The sequence below is a fragment of the Pseudomonas sp. LD120 genome (assembly GCF_009861525.1).
GTDB lineage: Bacteria > Pseudomonadota > Gammaproteobacteria > Pseudomonadales > Pseudomonadaceae > Aquipseudomonas.
Window position 1 is genome coordinate 182,360 of the sequence record NZ_WVHL01000006.1, and the last position, 23,125, is coordinate 205,484.

Annotated in this window: 17 protein-coding genes, 2 tRNA genes and 3 rRNA genes; 3 read left to right on the top strand and 19 right to left on the bottom strand. The window is 57.5% G+C overall.

Annotated features, from left to right (window positions below; translation table 11 throughout):
* Positions 1–78 precede the first annotated feature (78 nt).
* Together rimI and PLD_RS30120 are read right to left on the bottom strand one after the other, a co-directional pair.
* A complete protein-coding gene (rimI, locus tag PLD_RS30115; protein WP_047285456.1) occupies positions 79–531 on the bottom strand; it encodes a ribosomal protein S18-alanine N-acetyltransferase in 453 nt (150 codons plus the stop codon).
* Positions 528–1,328 (bottom strand): energy transducer TonB, encoded by an 801-nt coding sequence (locus PLD_RS30120; protein ID WP_159898395.1) that lies wholly within the window; start codon positions 1,326–1,328, stop codon positions 528–530. Before PLD_RS30120 ends, rimI begins: the two co-directional genes overlap by 4 nt.
* A 179-nt stretch (positions 1,329–1,507) precedes the next feature.
* Between PLD_RS30120 and mksB the strand changes: the two genes are divergently transcribed.
* The 3 genes from mksB to mksF are packed head-to-tail and all read left to right on the top strand — an operon-like array spanning position 1,508 to position 6,328.
* Complete coding sequence (mksB, locus tag PLD_RS30125; RefSeq protein WP_178116254.1) at positions 1,508–2,785, top strand: Mks condensin complex protein MksB; 1,278 nt, start codon at positions 1,508–1,510, stop codon at positions 2,783–2,785.
* Positions 2,775–3,482 (top strand): Mks condensin complex protein MksE, encoded by a 708-nt coding sequence (mksE, locus tag PLD_RS30130; RefSeq protein ID WP_159898397.1) that lies wholly within the window; start codon positions 2,775–2,777, stop codon positions 3,480–3,482. The genes mksB and mksE overlap by 11 nt, the downstream gene beginning before the upstream one ends.
* Entirely contained in the window at positions 3,479–6,328 is a 2,850-nt protein-coding gene (gene mksF, locus PLD_RS30135) for an Mks condensin complex protein MksF (protein WP_159898398.1), read from the top strand. Before mksE ends, mksF begins: the two co-directional genes overlap by 4 nt.
* Before the next feature lie 109 nt (positions 6,329–6,437).
* Here the strand turns inward: mksF and PLD_RS30140 are convergent, their stop codons facing one another.
* From PLD_RS30140 to ilvN, 17 genes are all read right to left on the bottom strand, one after another.
* Positions 6,438–7,016, bottom strand: a complete 579-nt coding sequence (locus PLD_RS30140; RefSeq protein WP_108524512.1) for a plasmid pRiA4b ORF-3 family protein — start codon at positions 7,014–7,016, stop codon at positions 6,438–6,440.
* 3 nt (positions 7,017–7,019) lie between these two features.
* Positions 7,020–8,525, bottom strand: coding sequence for an IS66 family transposase (locus PLD_RS30145; protein ID WP_159898399.1), 1,506 nt, complete (start codon positions 8,523–8,525; stop codon positions 7,020–7,022).
* 37 nt (positions 8,526–8,562) lie between these two features.
* Entirely contained in the window at positions 8,563–8,907 is a 345-nt protein-coding gene (gene tnpB / locus PLD_RS30150; protein ID WP_034138746.1) for an IS66 family insertion sequence element accessory protein TnpB, read from the bottom strand.
* A complete protein-coding gene (locus PLD_RS31375) occupies positions 8,904–9,281 on the bottom strand; it encodes a transposase (protein ID WP_159898400.1) in 378 nt (125 codons plus the stop codon). Before PLD_RS31375 ends, tnpB begins: the two co-directional genes overlap by 4 nt.
* Before the next feature lie 137 nt (positions 9,282–9,418).
* Positions 9,419–11,722, bottom strand: a complete 2,304-nt coding sequence (locus PLD_RS30160; RefSeq protein ID WP_159898401.1) for a PqiB family protein — start codon at positions 11,720–11,722, stop codon at positions 9,419–9,421.
* Positions 11,715–12,338 (bottom strand): paraquat-inducible protein A, encoded by a 624-nt coding sequence (locus PLD_RS30165; protein WP_159898402.1) that lies wholly within the window; start codon positions 12,336–12,338, stop codon positions 11,715–11,717. Before PLD_RS30165 ends, PLD_RS30160 begins: the two co-directional genes overlap by 8 nt.
* Entirely contained in the window at positions 12,325–12,984 is a 660-nt protein-coding gene (locus PLD_RS30170; RefSeq protein ID WP_159898403.1) for a paraquat-inducible protein A, read from the bottom strand. The genes PLD_RS30165 and PLD_RS30170 overlap by 14 nt, the downstream gene beginning before the upstream one ends.
* A 149-nt stretch (positions 12,985–13,133) precedes the next feature.
* A 5S ribosomal RNA gene (gene rrf, locus PLD_RS30175) occupies positions 13,134–13,249 on the bottom strand.
* Positions 13,250–13,387: 138 nt separating this feature from the next.
* A 23S ribosomal RNA gene (locus PLD_RS30180) occupies positions 13,388–16,279 on the bottom strand.
* A 221-nt stretch (positions 16,280–16,500) separates the two neighbouring features.
* Positions 16,501–16,576 (bottom strand) — tRNA-Ala (locus PLD_RS30185).
* A 10-nt stretch (positions 16,577–16,586) separates the two neighbouring features.
* Positions 16,587–16,663 (bottom strand) — tRNA-Ile (locus tag PLD_RS30190).
* 123 nt (positions 16,664–16,786) lie between these two features.
* Positions 16,787–18,325: ribosomal RNA gene (locus tag PLD_RS30195) — 16S ribosomal RNA — on the bottom strand.
* Together the 16S, 23S and 5S rRNA genes with 2 tRNA genes alongside form the textbook arrangement of a ribosomal RNA operon.
* 544 nt (positions 18,326–18,869) lie before the next feature.
* Positions 18,870–19,490 (bottom strand): protein-methionine-sulfoxide reductase heme-binding subunit MsrQ, encoded by a 621-nt coding sequence (gene msrQ / locus PLD_RS30205; RefSeq protein ID WP_159898404.1) that lies wholly within the window; start codon positions 19,488–19,490, stop codon positions 18,870–18,872.
* On the bottom strand, positions 19,490–20,503 hold the full coding sequence (gene msrP, locus PLD_RS30210; protein ID WP_159898405.1) for a protein-methionine-sulfoxide reductase catalytic subunit MsrP: 1,014 nt from the start codon (positions 20,501–20,503) through the stop codon (positions 19,490–19,492). Before msrP ends, msrQ begins: the two co-directional genes overlap by 1 nt.
* Positions 20,504–20,566: 63 nt before the next feature.
* Entirely contained in the window at positions 20,567–21,424 is an 858-nt protein-coding gene (gene pssA, locus PLD_RS30215; protein WP_159898406.1) for a CDP-diacylglycerol--serine O-phosphatidyltransferase, read from the bottom strand.
* Between the two features lie 146 nt (positions 21,425–21,570).
* Positions 21,571–22,587, bottom strand: a complete 1,017-nt coding sequence (gene ilvC / locus PLD_RS30220) for a ketol-acid reductoisomerase (protein WP_159898407.1) — start codon at positions 22,585–22,587, stop codon at positions 21,571–21,573.
* Positions 22,588–22,632: 45 nt separating this feature from the next.
* Positions 22,633–23,124, bottom strand: a complete 492-nt coding sequence (ilvN, locus tag PLD_RS30225) for an acetolactate synthase small subunit (RefSeq protein ID WP_159898408.1) — start codon at positions 23,122–23,124, stop codon at positions 22,633–22,635.
* Between the last annotated feature and the right edge of the window lies 1 nt (position 23,125).

The window sequence follows — 23,125 nt, forward strand, 5'->3', positions numbered from 1 at the left end:
CCCGCAAGCCATGCAGCGCCGCGAATGGCGCCTTAGCTGGCAAGCCCACTTCAGTTGCCAACTGTGCTGATTCAAGGTTCAGTCGACCAGGGTGCAGGCCATCACCAAGGCATCTTCGCGGCCACCCACGGCAGGGTAGTAGTCGCGGCGCCGGCCCACTTCATTGAAGCCATAACGCTCGTAAAGCCGATAAGCGGTCTGGTTGCTGGAACGCACTTCGAGGAAGCATTCGCGCGCGTCCTTCTGGTAGGCGCGCTTCATCAGCTCTTCCAGCAGCCGCAGGCCCAGGCCGCGGCCCTGGCTTTCCGGCTTGACGGTGATGTTCAGCAGATGCGCCTCGTCGATGATCACCTGGATCACCCCGTGGCCCACTTGCTGGCTGCCTTCGAACATCAGCCAGACTTCGTAGGACTTGAAGGCATCCATGAAAATACCCCGGGTCCAGGGGTGACTGAACGCGGCATATTCGATTTTCAGGATGGCATCCAGGTCCGCCTCGGTGGCCAGGCGGAAGGTCAACGCGTCACTCATTGGTCATTGTGCTCATCAGTGCTTTTCCAGCGCGCCATCAGCCGACGCATGGCTTGCCAGACATCAGCCTTACGCTGTGGCTCTTCCATTAATAGTTCCAGGCCGGGCAAGGCCCAGGCCGACCCCAGGCCTTCGACCTGCAGTTCACGGTTGTAGGATTCAGCGTTGGCTTCCCCGGCGAAACGTACGGCCGGCAAGCCAATCAGCCACAGGCAGACGCAGGGCTCTTCTTCGATGCGCACGCCGACAAAGGCCTGAACGAAGTCCCGGGCAGCTTCCGGCCCCTGGTCGAGGTTGCCCCGGGTCAGCATCGGCCAGCGCACCGGCTCGGCGAGGATCTGCGGGCTGTCCGGCAGGCCGGCGGCGCGCAGCATGTCCTTGAGCAGCAGGTAGGCCGGGTCGCGGCTCTGGAAGGCTTCGCCTGTGGGTAACTCCACCAGCAACAGGCAACGGCCGGCCCGCAACAGTTGCAGGGCAAAGCGCGGCGGAGGAACCACCGGCGCCTTGACCACCGGAGCCGGGGCTTCTTCGCCCTCGGCCACAGGCTTGCTGGCCGGACGCGCGGGGGCGGCAGATGGGCGCGGCACCTCGATTCTCGGCCGCTCACCCGTCCTGGCCGCCGGCGCCGCCGGGGCCTTGGCCTCGACCACTGGGGCAGGCGGCGCCTGCACCTCGGGTTCCGGCAAGGCCAGCAATTCAGGACGCGAAGGGGCGGCAAAGGGCAATTCGCTGCGCGGCAGCCAACTGACCACCTGCATGGCGGACAGATAAGCGCGACGACGGGACTCGATAAGCAAAGGTCGGCCACTTGTGGATAACTGAGGTGGGGGATTCTACCGTCCTTCGCCAAAGATCGCCTGCTGTTGATTGCGCGCAAAAGCGACAGTCCGTCTCATACCTGGGCCCGGGGGTGAATCGTCGACCGTCTGATGCAGTACAATCGCCGCTTTTCATTGCCAACCAGCCGGCCATTCCGATGATCGAACCCAAGCGCGTCTTGCGCGCCCTCGCCGAACACTGGGCACTTCTGGAGCCGCTGTGCGAGCACTTCGACCAAGGCACCCTGAGTCTTGCCGAACTGCGTTCACAGCTGGCTGCCCAACAACTGGACAGCACGCCCCAGGACATCACCCACCTGCTGGACGTATGGATACGCCTGGACATCCTGGTCCCGGTGGCGAAAAGCCCGAACCGTTTCGAGCTCAATGCGCAGATCCACGACTTCCTCGCCTACCTGCGCCGTGAACACCGCCTGGGCCTGTGCCTGGAGATCGAAGCCTACCTGCGTCACCTGGAGCGCCTGGCCGGTTACATCCAGGACGCCTTCGACGTGCGCGACGGCAACGACCTGGCGCGCCAGCTGCGGCTGCTGGACATGCGCGTACGCGATGTGCTGAAGAAGCTCGCCAACGACGAACAGGCCCTGGTGGCCGTGGCCGAGCGGGCCAAAACCAGCGACCGACAGATTCCCCTGCGCCAGCGCTACGCTGAGGTGCTGGCCACCTGGGACGAATACGTCGAACCGATGATCCAACTGGTGAACGCCGACGGCGCCTTCGAACAGGGCGTGCGCAAGGTGGAGAACGTCCTGCTGCGCCTGCTCACCGAGCAACAGCGCCTGGGCCATCTGGTGGACGACGACATGCTGTTGCGCACCCACGCGCGGATCCTGGAGATGCAGACCAGCGCCCAGTTGACCCTGCGTCACGCCCGGGAACTGCTGCTGCCGCTGCGTGAGGAAGCCCGCCGACACAACGCCGTGACCCGTGGCGCGGCCCTGGCCCTGGCGGCGATCCGCCGCAAGGGCATCGATGCGGTGCCCCAGGCGGCGATGCCGATGTTCACCCGTCCGCAGAGCACCTTCCTTGGCAGTTCCGGTCAAGTGGAAGCCTATGTCTACGCCCTGGCCCGCTTCGAGCCCAAGCCGGCGCGCTTCCCCAAGGCCCACAAGACCCACAAAGGCCTGGCCCCCAAGGCGCCACGCACGGTCCGGGAAATGCTCGAGCGCTGCGAAGACGCCCTGCCGATGCCGGACCTGATGAGCTGGCTGCTGGACCAGGAACCGGATGGGGCCACCGACGAACTGCTGTATTGGTTCTCGCGCCTGTCCCGGGAAAAACGCTTCAAGCGCGAGCGCCTCGAACGCCGCGACTACCACACCCAGGAGCACCAGGTCAGCCTGCGCTCCTTCGCCCTGCTCTCGGCCCGCGATGACGCCGCCGAGCATTCTGCGAGCAACGCCCATGCATCTTGATCTTTCCGAACTGTCCCAGCTGGCGCCGATCTTCCGCGAGCTGTTCAAGGGTTACCACGTCAGCCGCCGCGACCCGGAGCTGTACGCTCAGCTGTCGAACTTCCAGGACCAGTACCGCACGCTGTTCAAGGCCCTGGGCTTCGAGCTGGTGTGCGACACCCGGGGTTTCTACTACTTCGTGCCGGAAAACGCCGCCGCCCAGGTGAACAAGACCGCCCAGCGCCTGGCGCTGTTCACCTTCATCCTGGTGGAACATCTGGCCGACCAGGGCCGCGACCCGATCGCCGTGCTCGATGGCGGCAGCCTCGGCCGTGACGAACTGCCGTCGCTGCTGGAGAAATACCGTGACCTGTTCATCCAGGCGGAAGTGCAGACCCAGGAAGAGCTGGAGGAGAAAATCATGCGCCGCATGACCCAGCTGGGTTTTGCCGCCGAGGAGCCGGGCATCTACCGCTTCCTGCCGCCGATGCACCGCTTCCTCGATGTCTGCCTGTCGGTGCAGCAAGACCGCGACCTGGCGGCCAGCCTGCACAGCGTGCTGCCGTTGCCGACCCCGGTACTGGTGGACGACGACAGCGACGAAAAACTGCTGCAGACCGATGACCCGCTGGACCTGAGCGAATTCGACGAGTCCGAAGAAAGTGAAGAAGACGCGCTGGCCCGGGCCATCGCCGAAGAACAGGAGCTCGACGCATGAGCAAGGAACGCTACGGCATCCGCCGCTTTGCCCTACTGAACACCGCCGGCTACAGCTTGGGCCTGTTCCCCCTGGAAGAGCCGCTGTCGGTCTACGGGGCCAATAACCTGGGCAAATCGGCGTCGATCAACGCCCTGCAATTCCCGATTCTGGCGCGCATGTCGGACATGAGCTTCGGCAAATACAGCCTGGAACAGTCCCGACGCTTCTACTTCGCGTCCGACACCAGCTACATCCTGGTGGAAGTCTCGCTGCCCCACGGCCCGCACGTGATTGGCGTGGTCGGACGCGGCCCAGGCGGCGGCTTCGGCCACCAGTTCTTCGCCTATGCCGGACAGCTGGACCTGGCGCATTACCAGAAGGACGACACCTGCCTGCGGCAGAAAGAGCTGTTCACCAACCTGGAGCGCCAGGGCCTGAAGGCCTATGAGCTCAAGCCGGATGAACTGCGGCGCCTGCTGGTGGGCGGCCACACTTCGATCCCCCTGGACCTGACCCTGATCCCGCTGCGCTCCACCAGCGAGCAGAGCCTGAAGACCTTCCGCGCGTTGTTCATCAACCTGCTGCACATGCGCGAAATCACCGCAGCCAAGCTCAAGCAGCTGTTCCTCGATGCCTTCGAGCACAGCCTGCGCTCCGGCAGCGTCGACTACATCGCCGCCTGCGACGAAGCCTTCCGTGATGTGCGGCGCATGGAGCAGGACTACAACTCCCTGGTGGCCGCCGGCCCCCTGGTGGAAGCCCTGGCCAACGGCGTGAAGCAGCGGGACATTCTGCGCGGCAAGCTGCATCGCCTGTCGCCGCTGCTGGATTCTTTGCTGGGTACTTGGTCGGACTACGCCGGTGCGCGCAAGGAAGAGCTGACCATCCAGGCCGAGCACTACCGTAATGAGCAGGACGCGCTGCAGAACGACCAGCGCAGCAGCACCCAGGAAATGATGCGCCTGGAACGGGAAATCACCGGCACTCAGCGCTGGCTCGGTGAGTTGTCGGTGCTCAAGCACCGCTTCGCCCTGGTGGATGACGTCAAGGTCCTGGAACAGCAACTGCTGGCGGCCAAGGATGCCCACGATGAACTGGCCGGTGCCCTGGCCCAGTCCCGGCAGTTCTCCGCTGAAGATTTGGAAGAACGCCTGCGGGACCTGGAAAAGCGCCTGAAGTCGGTCAAGCAGCAACTCGATCACGCTGACAACAACAGCTATGCCCGCCTGCGCGAGGAGTTCTCCCAGCAGGACGTGGAACGCCTGATGCGTCTGTTCAACAGCGCGCTGTTCAGCCTGCCTCTGGGCGAGCACGGCATCGCCCTGGACGACAACGGCGAGTGGGTGAAGTCGGTGGAGCTGATCCTCGATGGCTTCAAGGGCGAGCGTTTCGAAGTGCCGGGGCTGTCCATCGACATCTCCCACATCGAGCCACCAGCCTTGCAGGCCCTGGCCGACCGCGCCGCCCTGCGGGATCAAAAAGAGCGCCTGGAAAAAGAGCTCAAGCAGCTCAAGACCCAGGCCGCCGTTGCTGCCGACCGCGCCGCGAGCAAGACCCAGACCGAAGCCCTGTACCAGCAGGTGCTGGATGCGCAGAAGGCCCTGGAAGACTTCCGTCGCGCCCAGACCCTGAGCGCCGAGGAAGGCGAAAAGCTGGAACAGTTGGCGCAGATGGAAGCCGCCCAGGACGAACTCAAGCGCTCCAGCGATGCCTTCACCGAACGTGTCCAGCAACTGTCGGCCAAGCTGCAACTGGTGGGCCGGCAGATCGCCGACATGGAAGCCAAGCAGCGCACCCTCGACGACGCCCTGCGTCGCCGTCAGCTGCTACCGGCGGACCTGCCGTTCGGCACGCCGTTCATGGACCCGGTGGACGATTCCATGGACAACCTGCTGCCACTGCTCAACGACTACCAGGACAGCTGGCAGGGCCTGCAGCGGGTCGACGGGCAGATTGAGGCACTGTATGCCCAAGTGCGTCTGAAGGGCGTGGCCAAGTTCGACAGCGAGGATGACGTCGAGCGCCGCCTGCAACTGCTGATCAACGCCTATGCCCACCGCACCGATGAAGCCCTGACCCTGGGCAAGGCACGCCGCGCCGCGGTGACCGATATCGCCCGGACCCTGCGCAATATTCGCAGTGACTACGACAGCCTGGAACACCAGTTGGCGCTGTTCAACCGCGAGATCAACAAGCGTCAGGTGTCCAACCTGCAGAGCTTCCGCATCGTCCTGGCGCCAAACAAGGAAGCCCTCAAGCACATCGATCAGATCATCCACAGCGCCGGCCAGTACGAGGAAGGCGAGACCCTGTCGGTGTTCGACCTGAGCCAGAGCGCCGAGCAGGACAACAAGAACGAAGAGGCCAAGGAGTACCTGGCGCGGCTGGTGGCAGCCAACCACAACCAGCTGGGCCTGAAGGACCTGTTCGAGCTGGCGTTCGAGATCACCAAGGTCAATGGCCAGCCAGTGATCCACACCGACATCGATGGTGCGGCGTCCAACGGCACCACCATGACCATCAAGGCGCTGACCAACATGTACCTGTTGCTGCACTTGATGGACCGCGACCAGGCCGGGCGCATACGTCTGCCTTATTACCTCGACGAGGCCGCGGACATCGACGAACGCAACCAGGCGGCACTGCTGGAAACCAGCCTGCAGCTGGGCTTCGTGCCGATCCTGGCCAGTGTGAAGCCGCAGGTGTCGGCCCAGGTGGCCATCGACCTGGAAGGCGGCAGCGGGCCAAACGGCATCTACATCGACGAGGCGGACTGGAAGTTCATCCGCCGTCACGATCAGGTCAGGGCCACCCTGAACCCCGAGCCGCAGGACGAAGCTGAGGTACAACTGGACGAAGTCTGATTTCGTTAGCACTGCAACGCAAAAGGCCGCACTCTTTCGAGTGCGGCCTTTTTTATCGCTTTGAGCCAGCGCCCTTAAGGTAAGCGTCCGAGCTACACCGCCTTGCAACTCAAACCTTAATCCGTTTAAACCACTGGTTCACGCGCTCGCACTCAAATGTCACCGGATCAAAAACATCGCCATGCCATTCAACCATGGCATCATGCTCTGGATGATCGGGGTTGCCCATCGCCTCCAGAAACTCCTCGTAACCAGGCCCGCCACCCACGTCTTCCGGTGGGCAAGCATTGGCGCCGTCGATGCAGTACGGGACCTGAGGGCAGGCAACAGCGGGTAGCGTTTTTTCGACCTTGATACTGTGATGCCAGCTGTCACCAAAGTCGTAGAGATAATTGAATGTCCGCTTTCCGTTCAGCGCCTTGATCAGCGTTTTACGGGCTTCCGGGTTCACCGTCGGCCCCCAACCATCAGGGTCGGGCATGCCGTAATTCTCACCAGCAATTTCAAACTCATGCAGATGGCTATCACTCCAGCCCATCACGACCTGGATGACATGGTGCAGCTTGCCCAAGGTGATGTTTTCAGGCACCGCGAACCGACGCCAAATCTTCGGAGTGATCCACTTCAGCTCGATGTGCAGCAGTAACAGGTCGGGGGCGGGTTTGGGTAAACGGACAGTTTTAACCATGGATCAGGCGGCCTCGCAGTGTTCAGTGTGATTCAAAGAAATGTTCCAAGGCAGCAACTCGCTCAGCCGATTGATCGGGTGTTCGGCAATGTGCTCAAGTACGTAGGCCAGATAGGCCTGTGGGTTTAACCCGTTTAGCTTGGCAGTACCCACCAGGCTGTAAATCGCAGCGGCTCGTTCTCCGCCGGCATCGGAACCGGCAAACAGGTAGTTTTTGCAGCCCAGCGCGACGGCGCGTAGCGCCCGTTCGGCGGCGTTGTTGTCGATTTCGATTCGGCCGTCATTGCAGTAGCACGTTAAGGCCTGCCACCGGTTGAGGGCATAGAGGATTGCACCGCCCAATGCCGACTTTTTCGGCAGTTGAGTCAGCGTCTGATTAAGCCATGCGTGCAGGTGCTCCAGCAGCGGACTGGCCCGACTTTGCCGAACCGTTTTTCGCAGGTTGGGCGGCTGCCCTCGGATCTCGCTTTCGATGGCATACAGGGCTGCAATCCGTTGCAGCGCCTCGGCGGCAAGAGGTGAAGCCAAGTCTTTGTAGGCATCGTAAAACTTGCGCCGGGCGTGAGCCCTGCATACAGCCTCCTCAATAGTGTCCGTCGCATACAGCTGAGCAAAACCGGCGTAGCCGTCAGCCTGCAAGATCCCGCTAAAGCCCTTGAGATGAGCGCGCGGATGTTGCCCCTTGCGATCCGGCGAGTAGGCAAACCAAACTGCCGCCGGTGTCGAGTCACCCGCAGGTCGGTCGTCCCGCACGTATGTCCACAGGCGAGCCGTTTTGGTCTTGCCGTGGCCCGGCGCGAGCACGCCAATCGGCGTGTCGTCTGCATGGACTTTGTGACCGCTCATGACGTGGTCCTCAAGGGCGTTGATCAGCGGCCAGAGCAACTGACTGCTCTGGCCCACCCAGTCGGCCAGGGTTGAGCGCTCCAGCTCCACGCCCTCACGGGCGTAGATCTCGGACTGCCGGTACAGCGGCAGATGATCGACAAACTTGGAGACCAGCACATGGGCCAACAACCCCGGGCCTGCAAGGCCTCGGGCTATCGGACGACTCGGCGCCGGCACCTGGGCGATGTGCTCGCAGCAGCGACAGACCCACTTCGGACGGACATGGCAAATAACGTTGAAACGTGCCGGAACGTACTCCAGCACTTCGGACACATCCTCACCCAAATAGCGAAGCTTCCCACCGCAGCCCGTGCATTGCGACTCGGGATGATGCACGTGAGTTTCGCGAGGCAGGTGTTCGGGCAATGGTTTGCGGCGCGAAACTGCGCGAGGGGCCGGTTCGACTGGCCGTGTCATTTCGGCTTGGCTGACTTGCAGCTCTTCAAGGCTCAACTGGAGTTGATCGATCATCGCGTCCAGTTGCTCGGAGCTGCGACCGAACTGCGTACGACGCAGCTTGGCGATCATCATTTTCAAGCGCTCAATCTCTGCCCCCTGGGCAGAGACCAGAGTCTTCAAGGCTTGAAGATCGTTCGGCAGGGAGTCGGTCACGAGAGTCATGACCGCATGTTACTGGGGATTTTTTCAGCGCGGCAAGTCAGACTGCGAGGACAGGCGCTGTACGAATTGGCCTGCGCCAATCAATGCCTTCCAACAGCATCGATAACTGCGCAGGCGTCAGCGACACGCTGCCGCTGGTTGCTTGCGGCCAGACGAAGCGCCCTTGTTCCAACCGTTTGCAAAACAGACACAAGCCGTCGCCATCCCACCACAACAGCTTGATCCGGTCACCGCGCCGTCCGCGAAAGGCAAAGATCTGACCGGAAAACGGGTCGGCTTCCAACTGTGTCTGCACCAGTGCCGCTAAACCATCGAAGCCACGGCGCATATCCGTGACGCCGGCGGCGATCCAGATACGGGTTCCAGCGGGCGGGGCAATCATCGCAGCAACTGCTGCAAGACGAATTGCAGCGTCTGCGGATCGGGGGCGCCCATGATACGCAACTTGGCTTTTCCGACCTCAACTGCGATCTCGGAATGACACTCCGCCTGTGGCTGGACGACGTGCGGCAGATCGATTGGCGCCTCCATCACCTGGACGGGCAAAAGCGTTGCGCTCTGGCTGACGGCGCCGAATACCCCTTCCTGATATTGATGCCGCCAGCGAAACACCAGGTTGGCATTGACGTCATGCTCACGAGCGATCAACGACACGGAGGCACCAGGCTGGAGGGTCGCCTCGACGACTTGGCGTTTGAGCGCCAGCGGGAAGTTGGGGCGGCGGCCGGTTCGACGGGCTAGGGCAACGGTATCCAAGATAGTGTCCACTAAAAAATGGTGTCCACTATCTTGGCTAATTTGGAGGGCTGTCAGGAGAGGATGCTGGCCGGACGGTTCCCCCTTAAGAGCAATGCAGACTTCAGACACGCCTTGCTGGCACGCCGCCTGCGCGGCTACTGGCCCAGTGGAATCTTCGGTGCCCAGGTCAGCCATTCGTCTTCGAACTGATCGAACAGGGGGAACGTCTGCTGAGGGCGGGCCGGGCTGCCCATGCGTTCGCCGTCCGGAGTAGCAAAAGCAATCCCGCCCTGAATCAGGGTCTCCAGGGATTCAGTGCGCACCGTAGCCCCCTTGAACAGGCCGAAGTCCACGCCAAAACCACTGCTGTTCCAGAAGCGCGTGCCACCACGAATCAGCGGGGCGTACTTGGGTTCAATCAGGATGTGAATCAGTACCCGATCAGCCGTCTGTCCCAGTTCGTAGCCGGTGACCTTGCCCACGGTCACTTCGCGGTAGGTCACGGGCACTCCGACCTTCAGCGAGCCGCGCCGGGCAGCGCTGAGCACCAAACTCAGGCCCGCCTCTGCAACGCTGATTTCCGGCGGCTGCGACAGGGCGACAAACTGGGTCTGCGGGCCCTGGTTCTTTGTCGCGGGCAGGACCTCGATGTACTGCCCGGTGACCAGGGTCTCCAGGTTGGAAGTCTTCATCAGCCCCAACTCCGGCTTAACCACCCAGAACTGACTGCCAACTCGAGCAATGCGTTCAGGCACCTCGGTAATACGCGCCTTGAGCATCACTGACTGCATGTCGGCACTGAGCTTCACCTCTTCCAGCTTGCCCACGTCCAACCCCTTGAAGCGCACCGGAGTGCCGGCACGCAAACCGTCGGCACGGTCAACCTTGATGCTCACCAGGGTGCCACGCTGAGCGGCCTCTTCTTGGTTGGCGAACAGGCGGAAGCGTGGAATGCGTTTTTTCAACGGGACGTTGGGCACCGGTGTTTCGAAGGCAATGCCACCAGCCATCAGGCTTTGCAGCGACTCACTTTTGATCTGGATGCCCCCCGCCAGGCCACCCGTCAAGGTAATGCCACTGACATTCCAGAAGCGCGTCGACCCGTTGACCAAGCCTTCGTATTCTTTCTCGATATGAACGCCGATCACCAGTTGCTTGCGAGTGCGAGAGAACTGGTAGCTCTGCACCGAGCCGACCTTGACCTGCTTGTAAAGAATCGGACTGCCAACGTCCAAAGAGCCGAGGTTATCGGTAAACAACACCATGTGCAGACCAGGAGAGCGCAAGTCCAGGGGCGGCGCCTTGGCCCGCGCCTCGAACTCGCGCTGCGGCGAAGCCCCCTTGTCGCCGGGACGAATGGCAATGTAGTTGCCTTTGACCAGCGCTTCCAGGCCAGTGATCCCAGCCAGGGAGATCGAAGGTTTAACCGTCCAGAACTGCGTGCCCTGCACCAGATAGTCCTCAGCCAGCGGATCGAGGGTTAGTTCGGCGGTGGCGCTGGTCAGGTTCGGGTCGACCTTCAGGGCTTTCAGGCTACCGACCTGTATACCCTTGTACATCACAGGGGTACGCCCAGCCTGCAAGCCTTCAAAGTCGGTCAGTTTGACCTTGACTCGGATGCCGGCCTGGGCCGCATCAAAATCTTCATACAACCTGAAGGGCAAGCTTGGGTCCGTAGGCGGACTGTCCTTGCGGTTCTCTGGAGTAGCAAAGGCGATACCGCCAGCAACGATGCTAGACAGCGACTCGCTGCGTACCTTTACCCCGGACAGGTTGGCATCGATGCTGATGCCGCTGGCATTCCAGAATCGCGTGTGTTTGCGCACCAGATTGGCGTAGGTGGGCTCGATATAGACCTTGAGTTCGACGGTGTTCTGATCTTCGGAAAGCAGAAAGCTTTTGATCTGCCCCACCTGGATCTGTTTGTAAAAGACGGGGCTACCGCGGTTCAACGAACCCAGGCGCTCGGCTTTAATGGTCAGGTGCAAGCCTGGTTTGGCGTCCGATAACGGCGGCTCTTCGGCCAAGGCTTTGAACTTGCGGGTCGGTTGCCCGTCCCCTGGATTGACCGCGATGTAGTTGCCTGAGACCAGGGTTTCCAGACCTGTAATACCTGCCAAACTGACACTCGGCTTGACCAGCCAAAAGCGCGTGTTGGCCCTCAGGTATTGCTCAACGTCCTTGTTCATTTCGACAGTGGCGATCACCCCTTTGGTGTTGCCTTCGTCGTCCAGGGCCAGGGTCTTGACCTTGCCCACAGACATGCCTTTGTAGACCACTTCGGTCTTATTGGCCTGTATCCCTTCACCGCTTTCAAAACGCAGCTGAACCTCGATACCAGTCTGGCTATAGGCACGCCAACCCAGCCAGCCGCCGATGATCAGGGCTATCAGGGGCAACACCCAGATGGCCGACCAGTTGGAAGCCGGTCGGGTTTTGGCGGTAGGCAAATCACTCATGGTCGTCGTCCGACTCCGTGTTATCCCAGATCAGTCGGGGATCGAAAGTTACTGCGGCCAACATGGTCAGAATCACCACACTGGCAAAGGCGACCGCACCAAGATTGGCTTCGATGCTGGCCAGCCGTCCAAAGTTGACCACGGCCACCAGGATGGCGATGACAAAGATATCCAGCATCGACCAGCGGCCAATGAACTCGATGAAGCGGTACATGATGATCCGTTGTCGCGCAGACAATGGCTGGTGACGCTGCACCGAGAACAACAACAGAGCAATGCCCACCAGCTTGAAGGTGGGCACCAGAATACTGGCGACAAACACCACGGCGGCGATGGGGAACATCCCGTGCTGCACCAACTGAATGACTCCGGACATGATGGTGCTAGGCTCGCCCTGGCCGAGGGAACTGACGGTCATGATCGGCAGGACATTGGCCGGAATGTAAAGAATGGCGGCGGTAAGTAGTAGCGCCCAGGTGCGCAGAATGCTGTTGGGGCGACGAGGGTGAACCGAGGCTCCGCAACGGGAGCAGGTCTGCCCGTCGCAATCGTCTTCCCGCCGATTCAACTCGTGGCATTCAGTGCAAATCAGAATGCCTGCATCAATCGCCCGCATGCTCATCCTCTCCAGACAACGCCTGCCAGATCTGGTGAGGCGACATCACCACTTCCAGCCAGACCTGCACCAGCAACAGACTGATAAAACACACCAGGCCGAGGCCCACGGTAATGGACGCCATGTCAGCCAACTTGACGATGGCAACCAATACGCCCATCAAATACACCTCGAGCATGCCCCAATCGCGCAGATGGTGATAAATGCGATAGAGCAACAGACCATAGCTGCGACCGAGGTCCAAGCGAATACTCAACAGGACCAGCAGTTGGCAAATCAACTTGAGCAATGGAACGCCCATGCTGCACAGGAACACCACCAGCGAGACGCCTTCCATACCGGTATCGAACAGGCCTTGTACTCCGCTCCAGACCGTGTCCTCCGAAGACTGCCCCAATAGATTGAGCTGCATGATGGGTAGAAAGTTCGCCGGTACATAGAGCAACAAGGCAGCGATCACCAACGCCAGGCTGCGCTCGACGACATTGTGCCGATGCGCATAAAGCTCATAGCCACAGCGCGGACACTGGGCTTTCTCGCCGTGCGCGAGCCTTGGCTTGCGCATCAGCAAGTCGCACTCATGGCAGGCAACCAGGTCGTCCAGCGGTAAATCTGACAACCCGGGGGCGTCAACCGGATCTGACATAGAGGGCTCTGGAAGTGAACGAAGTAGCGGCTATTCTAATGTTCCAATTCGAAAATAACTGTGCAAATTTGTCGGTGAACACGAGCAACTTTTCCACGCCACAAAGACAAAACCCCAACTGCTTTCGCAATTGGGGTTTCGGAATTTAATCTTGACGATGACCTACTCTCACATGGGGAAACCCCACACTACCATCGGCGATGCATCGTTTCACTTCTGAGTTCGGGATGGGATCAGGTGGTTCCAACGCTCTATGGTCGTCAAGAAATTCGGTAGCCAGTCCGTTGCCTGTGCAACGTGCCAGCAAATGGGTATGTAATAGCTTTGTGTGTTTGCAAACTTTCGGTTCGTTTCGTCTTCACACACCGCAACTCGCTTCTTAAGCAAATTGCTTGGGTGTTATATGGTCAAGCCTCACGGGCAATTAGTATTGGTTAGCTCAACGCCTCACAGCGCTTACACACCCAACCTATCAACGTCGTAGTCTTCGACGGCCCTTTAGGGGATTCAAGATCCCAGTGAGATCTCATCTTGAGGCAAGTTTCCCGCTTAGATGCTTTCAGCGGTTATCTTTTCCGAACATAGCTACCCGGCAATGCCACTGGCGTGACAACCGGAACACCAGAGGTTCGTCCACTCCGGTCCTCTCGTACTAGGAGCAGCCCCTCTCAAATCTCAAACGTCCACGGCAGATAGGGACCGAACTGTCTCACGACGTTCTAAACCCAGCTCGCGTACCACTTTAAATGGCGAACAGCCATACCCTTGGGACCGGCTTCAGCCCCAGGATGTGATGAGCCGACATCGAGGTGCCAAACACCGCCGTCGATATGAACTCTTGGGCGGTATCAGCCTGTTATCCCCGGAGTACCTTTTATCCGTTGAGCGATGGCCCTTCCATACAGAACCACCGGATCACTAAGACCTACTTTCGTACCTGCTCGACGTGTCTGTCTCGCAGTCAAGCGCGCTTTTGCCTTTATACTCTACGACCGATTTCCGACCGGTCTGAGCGCACCTTCGTACTCCTCCGTTACTCTTTAGGAGGAGACCGCCCCAGTCAAACTACCCACCATACACTGTCCTCGATCCGGATAACGGACCTGAGTTAGAACCTCAAAGTTGCCAGGGTGGTATTTCAAGGATGGCTCCACGCAAACTGGCGTTCACGCTTCAAAGCCTCCCACCTATCCTACACAAGCAAATTCAAAGTCCAGTGCAAAGCTATAGTAAAGGTTCACGGGGTCTTTCCGTCTAGCCGCGGATACACTGCATCTTCACAGCGATTTCAATTTCACTGAGTCTCGGGTGGAGACAGCGCCGCCATCGTTACGCCATTCGTGCAGGTCGGAACTTACCCGACAAGGAATTTCGCTACCTTAGGACCGTTATAGTTACGGCCGCCGTTTACCGGGGCTTCGATCAAGAGCTTCGCGTTAGCTAACCCCATCAATTAACCTTCCGGCACCGGGCAGGCGTCACACCCTATACGTCCACTTTCGTGTTTGCAGAGTGCTGTGTTTTTAATAAACAGTCGCAGCGGCCTGGTATCTTCGACCGGCATGAGCTTACGGAGCAAGTCCTTCACCCTCACCGGCGCACCTTCTCCCGAAGTTACGGTGCCATTTTGCCTAGTTCCTTCACCCGAGTTCTCTCAAGCGCCTTGGTATTCTCTACCCAACCACCTGTGTCGGTTTGGGGTACGGTTCCTAGTTATCTGAAGCTTAGAAGCTTTTCTTGGAAGCATGGCATCAACCACTTCGTCACCTAAAAGGTAACTCGTCATCAGCTCTCGGCCTTAGAATCCCGGATTTACCTAAGATTCCAGCCTACCACCTTAAACTTGGACAACCAACGCCAAGCTGGCCTAGCCTTCTCCGTCCCTCCATCGCAATAACTAGAAGTACAGGAATATTAACCTGTTTTCCATCGACTACGCTTTTCAGCCTCGCCTTAGGGACCGACTAACCCTGCGTCGATTAACGTTGCGCAGGAAACCTTGGTCTTTCGGCGTGGGTGTTTTTCACACCCATTGTCGTTACTCATGTCAGCATTCGCACTTCTGATACCTCCAGCAAGCTTCTCAACTCACCTTCACAGGCTTACAGAACGCTCCTCTACCGCATCACTTACGTGATACCCGTAGCTTCGGTGTATGGTTTGAGCCCCGTTACATCTTCCGCGCAGGCCGACTCGACTAGTGAGCTATTACGCTTTCTTTAAAGGGTGGCTGCTTCTAAGCCAACCTCCTAGCTGTCTAAGCCTTCCCACATCGTTTCCCACTTAACCATAACTTTGGGACCTTAGCTGACGGTCTGGGTTGTTTCCCTTTTCACGACGGACGTTAGCACCCGCCGTGTGTCTCCCATGCTCGGCACTTGTAGGTATTCGGAGTTTGCATCGGTTTGGTAAGTCGGGATGACCCCCTAGCCGAAACAGTGCTCTACCCCCTACAGTGATACATGAGGCGCTACCTAAATAGCTTTCGAGGAGAACCAGCTATCTCCGAGCTTGATTAGCCTTTCACTCCGATCCACAGGTCATCCGCTAACTTTTCAACGGTAGTCGGTTCGGTCCTCCAGTCAGTGTTACCTAACCTTCAACCTGCCCATGGATAGATCGCCCGGTTTCGGGTCTATTCCCAGCGACTAGACGCCCTATTAAGACTCGCTTTCGCTACGCCTCCCCTATTCGGTTAAGCTCGCCACTGAAAATAAGTCGCTGACCCATTATACAAAAGGTACGCAGTCACAGAACAAAGTCTGCTCCCACTGCTTGTACGCATACGGTTTCAGGATCTATTTCACTCCCCTCTCCGGGGTTCTTTTCGCCTTTCCCTCACGGTACTAGTTCACTATCGGTCAGTCAGTAGTATTTAGCCTTGGAGGATGGTCCCCCCATATTCAGACAAGGTTTCTCGTGCCCCGTCCTACTCGATTTCATGACTAAGAGATTTTCGCGTACAGGGCTATCACCCACTATGGCCGCACTTTCCAGAGCGTTCCGCTAATCTCAAAGCCACTTAAGGGCTAGTCCCCGTTCGCTCGCCACTACTAAGGGAATCTCGGTTGATTTCTTTTCCTCAGGGTACTTAGATGTTTCAGTTCCCCTGGTTCGCCTCTTGCACCTATGTATTCAGTACAAGATAACCATCTTATGATGGCTGGGTTCCCCCATTCAGAGATCTCCGGATCAAAGTCTGTTTGCCGACTCCCCGAAGCTTATCGCAGGCTACCACGTCTTTCATCGCCTCTGACTGCCAAGGCATCCACCGTATGCGCTTCTTCACTTGACCATATAACCCCAAGCAATCTGGTTATACTATGAAGACGACATTCGCCGAAAATTTGCAATTTAACTCACAAATTTTACCTTAGCCTGATCCGTTACCAGTGAAAGTAACGTTCAGTCTATCTTTCTATCACATACCCAAATTTTTAAAGAACGATCTAATCAAAAGACTAGAAATCAACATTCAAAGTGAATGCTCATTTCTAAGCTTTCAGAAGCAGTTTATGGTGGAGCCAAGCGGGATCGAACCGCTGACCTCCTGCGTGCAAGGCAGGCGCTCTCCCAGCTGAGCTATGGCCCCATAACAAAATTGGTGGGTCTGGGCAGATTCGAACTGCCGACCTCACCCTTATCAGGGGTGCGCTCTAACCAACTGAGCTACAGACCCAATTTCGAGCTTGTAACTGTTAGCTTGGAGCTATCAGCTTGGAGCTTAAAGCTGCTTCTATCGTCTTCTTCAATGAATCAAGCAATTCGTGTGGGAGCTTATGAAGCAGCTGATGTCGTCGATTAAGGAGGTGATCCAGCCGCAGGTTCCCCTACGGCTACCTTGTTACGACTTCACCCCAGTCATGAATCACACCGTGGTAACCGTCCTCCCGAAGGTTAGACTAGCTACTTCTGGTGCAACCCACTCCCATGGTGTGACGGGCGGTGTGTACAAGGCCCGGGAACGTATTCACCGCGACATTCTGATTCGCGATTACTAGCGATTCCGACTTCACGCAGTCGAGTTGCAGACTGCGATCCGGACTACGATCGGTTTTATGGGATTAGCTCCACCTCGCGGCTTGGCAACCCTCTGTACCGACCATTGTAGCACGTGTGTAGCCCAGGCCGTAAGGGCCATGATGACTTGACGTCATCCCCACCTTCCTCCGGTTTGTCACCGGCAGTCTCCTTAGAGTGCCCACCATAACGTGCTGGTAACTAAGGACAAGGGTTGCGCTCGTTACGGGACTTAACCCAACATCTCACGACACGAGCTGACGACAGCCATGCAGCACCTGTCTCAATGTTCCCGAAGGCACCAATCTATCTCTAGAAAGTTCATTGGATGTCAAGGCCTGGTAAGGTTCTTCGCGTTGCTTCGAATTAAACCACATGCTCCACCGCTTGTGCGGGCCCCCGTCAATTCATTTGAGTTTTAACCTTGCGGCCGTACTCCCCAGGCGGTCAACTTAATGCGTTAGCTGCGCCACTAAGAGCTCAAGGCTCCCAACGGCTAGTTGACATCGTTTACGGCGTGGACTACCAGGGTATCTAATCCTGTTTGCTCCCCACGCTTTCGCACCTCAGTGTCAGTATCAGTCCAGGTGGTCGCCTTCGCCACTGGTGTTCCTTCCTATATCTACGCATTTCACCGCTACACAGGAAATTCCACCACCCTCTACCATACTCTAGCTTGCCAGTTTTGGATGCAGTTCCCAGGTTGAGCCCGGGGCTTTCACATCCAACTTAACAAACCACCTACGCGCGCTTTACGCCCAGTAATTCCGATTAACGCTTGCACCCTCTGTATTACCGCGGCTGCTGGCACAGAGTTAGCCGGTGCTTATTCTGTCGGTAACGTCAAAACAATTACGTATTAGGTAACTGCCCTTCCTCCCAACTTAAAGTGCTTTACAATCCGAAGACCTTCTTCACACACGCGGCATGGCTGGATCAGGCTTTCGCCCATTGTCCAATATTCCCCACTGCTGCCTCCCGTAGGAGTCTGGACCGTGTCTCAGTTCCAGTGTGACTGATCATCCTCTCAGACCAGTTACGGATCGTCGCCTTGGTGAGCCATTACCTCACCAACTAGCTAATCCGACCTAGGCTCATCTGATAGCGTGAGGTCCGAAGATCCCCCACTTTCTCCCGTAGGACGTATGCGGTATTAGCGCCCGTTTCCGGACGTTATCCCCCACTACCAGGCAGATTCCTAGGCATTACTCACCCGTCCGCCGCTCGCCACCAGGTACAAGTACCCGTGCTGCCGCTCGACTTGCATGTGTTAGGCCTGCCGCCAGCGTTCAATCTGAGCCATGATCAAACTCTTCAGTTCAAACATCTTTGGGTTTTGAGAAAACCCTAAACTTGGCTCAGCAATCGTTGGTTACATCTTTGATTTCTCGCGGAGTAACTTGTGATGCTGATAATCTTTTTGACTATCAGTCTGACTCCACAAGCACCCACACGAATTGCTTGATTCAGTTGTTAAAGAGCGGTTGGTTAAGATCTTTCGTCTCAACCGAGGCGCGCATTCTACAGCAGCCTCATTTGCTGTCAAGTGATTTTTTTAAGAAGTTTTCAAAGTTTCCTTTTTAACTTCAACCACTTGCGCTTCCGATCTCTCGTTAGCGGGAGGCGAATTCTACAGCGTTACACGCTGCTGTCAACACCTCTTTTTAACCGCTTTCGACCGAGAGGATCGAATCGTTAACAAGGCGAAAACACACTGCCTTACTAACTGCTTCTGGCTTCGATGATCTGAAGCGTAACCGCTGCCGAAAACTGCGCAACTCGTTGAATCTCAAGGAGTTTTCCGTTTCGACTGCGCCGGAAGTGGGGCGAATTATAGACCTGTAGAATCTGCCGTCAAGGGTTAATTACGTTTTTTTTGCAGAAGGTGCTTTTTTAGCGATAAGGCGAGGGATACGACGCATCACAGGAGGCAACCGCAGCAGTAACAGCAGCGCGCCTATGGATGCATAAATAGCCCACTCCTTCAGGTCCGCCCGGACAATCCAAAGCATGTGCAATAAGCCAAGCCCCAGAATGAGATAAACAAGGCGATGCAGCTTCTTCCAGCGCGCACCTAAACGACGCTGACTGTAACGGTTTGACGTCACTGCCAGCATTAATAGAAAGAGGAAACCCAAACTGCCGACAAAGATATAAGGCCGCTTACGCAACTCAACTCCCAACTGCGACCAGTCCAAACCGAGGATGAACACCCCATAAGCACTCAGGTGAAGTACTACATAAGCAAAGCACCACAATCCCAACTGTCGCCGAACCGCAACCCAGCCCGCCCACCCCGTTAGCTTTTGCAACGGTGTCATGCTCAGGGTGACCAGTAGCAGAACCAAAGTACCCAGCCCCAATCGATCAACCAGCACCTTTCCCGGATCAGGCCCCAACGCTGAAGACCAAGCTTCATACAACCAATACAACGGCCAGATGACTGCGGCGATGAAAACGCCAGCACGCCAGAACGAATAACGCATCAATAGTTCTTCCGCAGATCCATACCGCTATATAAAGAAGCCACTTCATCCGAGTAACCGTTGAACATCAGCGTCTCCCGCACATTAGGACTGAACAGACCGCTCGGCAGCCGACGCTCCCTGGCCTGAGTCCAGCGAGGATGATCAACCGTAGGATTCACATTCGCGTAAAAACCGTACTCGTTGGCCGCGATGCTTTGCCATGTGGTCTTGGGCTGCTCACTGACCAAGCTGATACGCACGATCGATTTCACACTTTTGAAACCATACTTCCAAGGCACAACCAGCCTTAGCGGCGCGCCATTCTGGTTAGGTAATTCGCGCCCATACATCCCAACCGCCAGAATGGCCAATGGATGCATCGCCTCATCAAGACGCAGGCCCTCGACATAGGGCCAGTCAATCAAAGCAAAACCAGAACGCTGGCCCGGCATGCTTCTAGGGTCCTGCAGCGTTTCAAAACGAATGAACCTGGCCTTACTGGTAGGCTCCACCTGCTTAAGCAGTGCGGAAATAGGAAAGCCTATCCAGGGAATCACCATCGACCAGGCTTCTACGCAACGCAGACGGTAGATGCGCTCCTCCAATTGATAAGGCTTCATGAAGTCTTCCAGGGCATAGCGGCCCGGCTTGGCCACCTCCCCGTCCACCACCACACTCCAGGGCTCGGTCTTGAGCGCCCCCGCATTAGCGGCGGGATCGCCTTTATCAGTACCAAACTCATAAAAGTTGTTGTAGTGAGTCGCATCCTTGAAGGGTGTAATGGCCTCATCTTTAACGGTCACCGCCTGCCATTGGGTGCTCGGTAACTTTTCGGCAAACCAGGCGGGCATACGGCCAGGCTCAACATCGGCGTAACGCCCGACCTCTTGCGCCCCAACCCAGCGAGGCAACGCAGACGCCGCAAGACCGGCAACCGCACCACCCAACAGACTGCGTCGAGAAAGATAGAAGGATTCAGGCGTGACATCCGACTCTTTACAGTCGGAGGATTGGGGGAATTTAAACAACATGGCAACTCCGCAGTATTGGAGGACAGATGCACCAATAGACTGCGGAGTCTGGGGAAAATTACATCACTCGACGCTTTTACGGCGACGAAGGTGCAACAAATACTGAATCGGTCCGGAAGCGGCGTAAGCCAGGAACACCAATAGTAGAATCCGAGGCGGATCGCTGAACACAACGGCAAACACCAGCACCACCGCGAGGATCGCGACAAAAGGCACACGCCCTTTCAGATCAAGATCCTTGAAGCTGTTGTACTTGATGTTACTGACCATCAGCATGCCCGCCGCCGCGACCATCAGCGCGACCAGGAAGGACATCTTCGACCCCTGGATACCGTAGTCACTAAAGGCCCAGACAATACCGGCCACTACACCCGCCGCCGCTGGACTGGCCAGACCGATGAAATAACGCTTGTCAGCGGTACCCACCTGAGTATTGAAACGCGCCAAGCGCAATGCGGCGCCCGCCACATAGATAAAGGCCACCATCCAGCCAACCTTGCCCATATCACCCAAGGCCCAACCGAAAGCCAACAACGCTGGCGCAACCCCAAACGCAACCATATCTGACAGCGAGTCGTACTCGGCCCCGAAGGCACTCTGAGTATTCGTCATGCGGGCAACACGCCCATCCAGGCCATCAAGCACCATCGCCACAAAGATTGCGATGGCAGCAAAAGCAAAGTACTTACTCGCCCCTGCTGTGTCCCCAGCGCTCATCGCACTCTGGGCACTCATGGAGCTGATGATGGAATAGAACCCTGCGAACAGGTTCGCAGTGGTGAACAGATTCGGCAGAAGATAGATACCACGATGCCGGACTTTACGGCCTTCAGCGTCATGCCCTTCTTCGACATGTTCATCGATCGGTAGCAGGCTTTCGGCGTCAGAGGCCTGGTTTGGCTCTTCGGGACGTTCGCTCATGGACATTACCTTGCAACGGTGTGAAAAGTTTCGACAGATACCCAGGGCCGCAGTTCGGCCACAAAGGATCCAGCTTTATACCAGAACCTACCCGCCCAAACGAAAAAACGCGGCCTAGGCCGCGTTTTCCCTGACAAGACTCGAACTTAGTTCTTGGCTTTGTCGACGATTTTGTTGGCACCGATCCACGGCATCATCGAACGCAGTTGTTCACCGATGATTTCGATACCGTGAGCGGCATTGTTACGACGCTTGGCAGTCATGGATGGGTAGCCGGTAGCACCTTCGCTGATGAACATCTTGGCGTATTCGCCGTCCTGGATACGCTTCAGAGCGTTGCGCATCGCCTGACGGGATTCGGCGTTGATGACTTCTGGGCCAGTCACGTACTCGCCGTACTCAGCATTGTTGGAGATCGAGTAGTTCATGTTGGCGATACCGCCTTCGTACATGAGGTCAACGATCAACTTCAGTTCGTGCAGGCACTCGAAGTAGGCCATTTCCGGCGCATAGCCAGCCTCAACCAGGGTTTCGAAACCAGCCTTGACCAGCTCAACGGTCCCGCCACACAGAACTGCCTGCTCACCGAACAGGTCGGTTTCAGTCTCGTCCTTGAAGGTGGTTTCGATGATGCCAGTACGACCACCGCCCACGCCGGCCGCGTAGGACAGAGCAACGTTCTTGGCGTTACCGGAAGCATCCTGGTAGATAGCGATCAGGTCTGGAATGCCGCCGCCTTTGACGAATTCGGAACGCACGGTGTGACCTGGCGCCTTCGGCGCGATCATGATCACGTCGAGGTCGGCGCGCGGAACTACCTGGTTGTAGTGGATCGCAAAACCGTGGGAAAAGGCCAAGGTGGCGCCTTTCTTGATGTTCGGCTCGATTTCGTTTTTGTACAGCGAGGACTGGAACTCGTCCGGGGTCAGGATCATGACCAGGTCGGCACCGGCGACAGCCGCGGCAACATCGGTCACCTTCAGACCATGTGCTTCGGCCTTGGCAACAGTGGCCGAGCCTTTACGCAGACCGACCGTCACATCAACGCCAGAGTCTTTCAGGTTGCACGCCTGAGCGTGCCCCTGAGAACCGTAACCGATGATTGCAACTTTCTTACCCTGGATGATCGACAGGTCGCAGTCTTTATCGTAGAAAACTTTCATGAATTACCCCTATATCAGGCCGTTCCGGCCATTCGCTAATTTGAATTAGATGCTCAGTACTTTGTCGCCACGGGCAATCCCGGTGACACCACTGCGTACGGTTTCCAAAATCGATGCGGTACCGACCGATTGAATGAAGCTATCGAGTTTATCGCTGGTTCCGGTCAATTGAACGGTATACACGCTGGCATTCACATCAACGATCTGCCCGCGATAAATATCGGTAGTGCGCTTGACCTCGGCGCGCTGAGCGCCAGTGGCCTTGATCTTGACCAGCATCAGTTCGCGCTCGATATGAGCGCTTTCCGACAGGTCGACCAGCTTAACCACCTCAACCAACTTGTTCAGGTTTTTGGTGATCTGCTCGATGATCTCGTCGTGGCCAACCGTTGTCAGGGTCAGGCGCGACAGGGTCGGGTCTTCGGTCGGCGCTACAGTCAGGCTTTCAATGTTGTAGTTACGCTGCGAGAACAGACCGACAACACGAGACAGAGCGCCCGGTTCGTTTTCCAGAAGCAAGGAGATGATGTGCCGCATG

Bases quoted from the DNA above. Each gene is read 5' to 3' on its own strand.
- PLD_RS30160 (WP_159898401.1), bottom strand. From the start codon at position 11,722: ATGAGTGATTTGCCTACCGCCAAAACCCGACCGGCTTCCAACTGGTCG.
- rimI (WP_047285456.1), bottom strand. From the start codon at position 531: ATGAGTGACGCGTTGACCTTCCGCCTGGCCACCGAGGCGGACCTGGAT.
- PLD_RS30170 (WP_159898403.1), bottom strand. From the start codon at position 12,984: ATGTCAGATCCGGTTGACGCCCCCGGGTTGTCAGATTTACCGCTGGAC.
- mksE (WP_159898397.1), top strand. From the start codon at position 2,775: ATGCATCTTGATCTTTCCGAACTGTCCCAGCTGGCGCCGATCTTCCGC.
- ilvC (WP_159898407.1), bottom strand. From the start codon at position 22,587: ATGAAAGTTTTCTACGATAAAGACTGCGACCTGTCGATCATCCAGGGT.
- msrP (WP_159898405.1), bottom strand. From the start codon at position 20,503: ATGTTGTTTAAATTCCCCCAATCCTCCGACTGTAAAGAGTCGGATGTC.
- PLD_RS30165 (WP_159898402.1), bottom strand. From the start codon at position 12,338: ATGCGGGCGATTGATGCAGGCATTCTGATTTGCACTGAATGCCACGAG.
- ilvN (WP_159898408.1), bottom strand. From the start codon at position 23,124: ATGCGGCACATCATCTCCTTGCTTCTGGAAAACGAACCGGGCGCTCTG.
- tnpB (WP_034138746.1), bottom strand. From the start codon at position 8,907: ATGATTGCCCCGCCCGCTGGAACCCGTATCTGGATCGCCGCCGGCGTC.
- msrQ (WP_159898404.1), bottom strand. From the start codon at position 19,490: ATGCGTTATTCGTTCTGGCGTGCTGGCGTTTTCATCGCCGCAGTCATC.
- PLD_RS30145 (WP_159898399.1), bottom strand. From the start codon at position 8,525: ATGACTCTCGTGACCGACTCCCTGCCGAACGATCTTCAAGCCTTGAAG.
- mksB (WP_178116254.1), top strand. From the start codon at position 1,508: ATGATCGAACCCAAGCGCGTCTTGCGCGCCCTCGCCGAACACTGGGCA.
- mksF (WP_159898398.1), top strand. From the start codon at position 3,479: ATGAGCAAGGAACGCTACGGCATCCGCCGCTTTGCCCTACTGAACACC.
- PLD_RS30140 (WP_108524512.1), bottom strand. From the start codon at position 7,016: ATGGTTAAAACTGTCCGTTTACCCAAACCCGCCCCCGACCTGTTACTG.
- pssA (WP_159898406.1), bottom strand. From the start codon at position 21,424: ATGAGCGAACGTCCCGAAGAGCCAAACCAGGCCTCTGACGCCGAAAGC.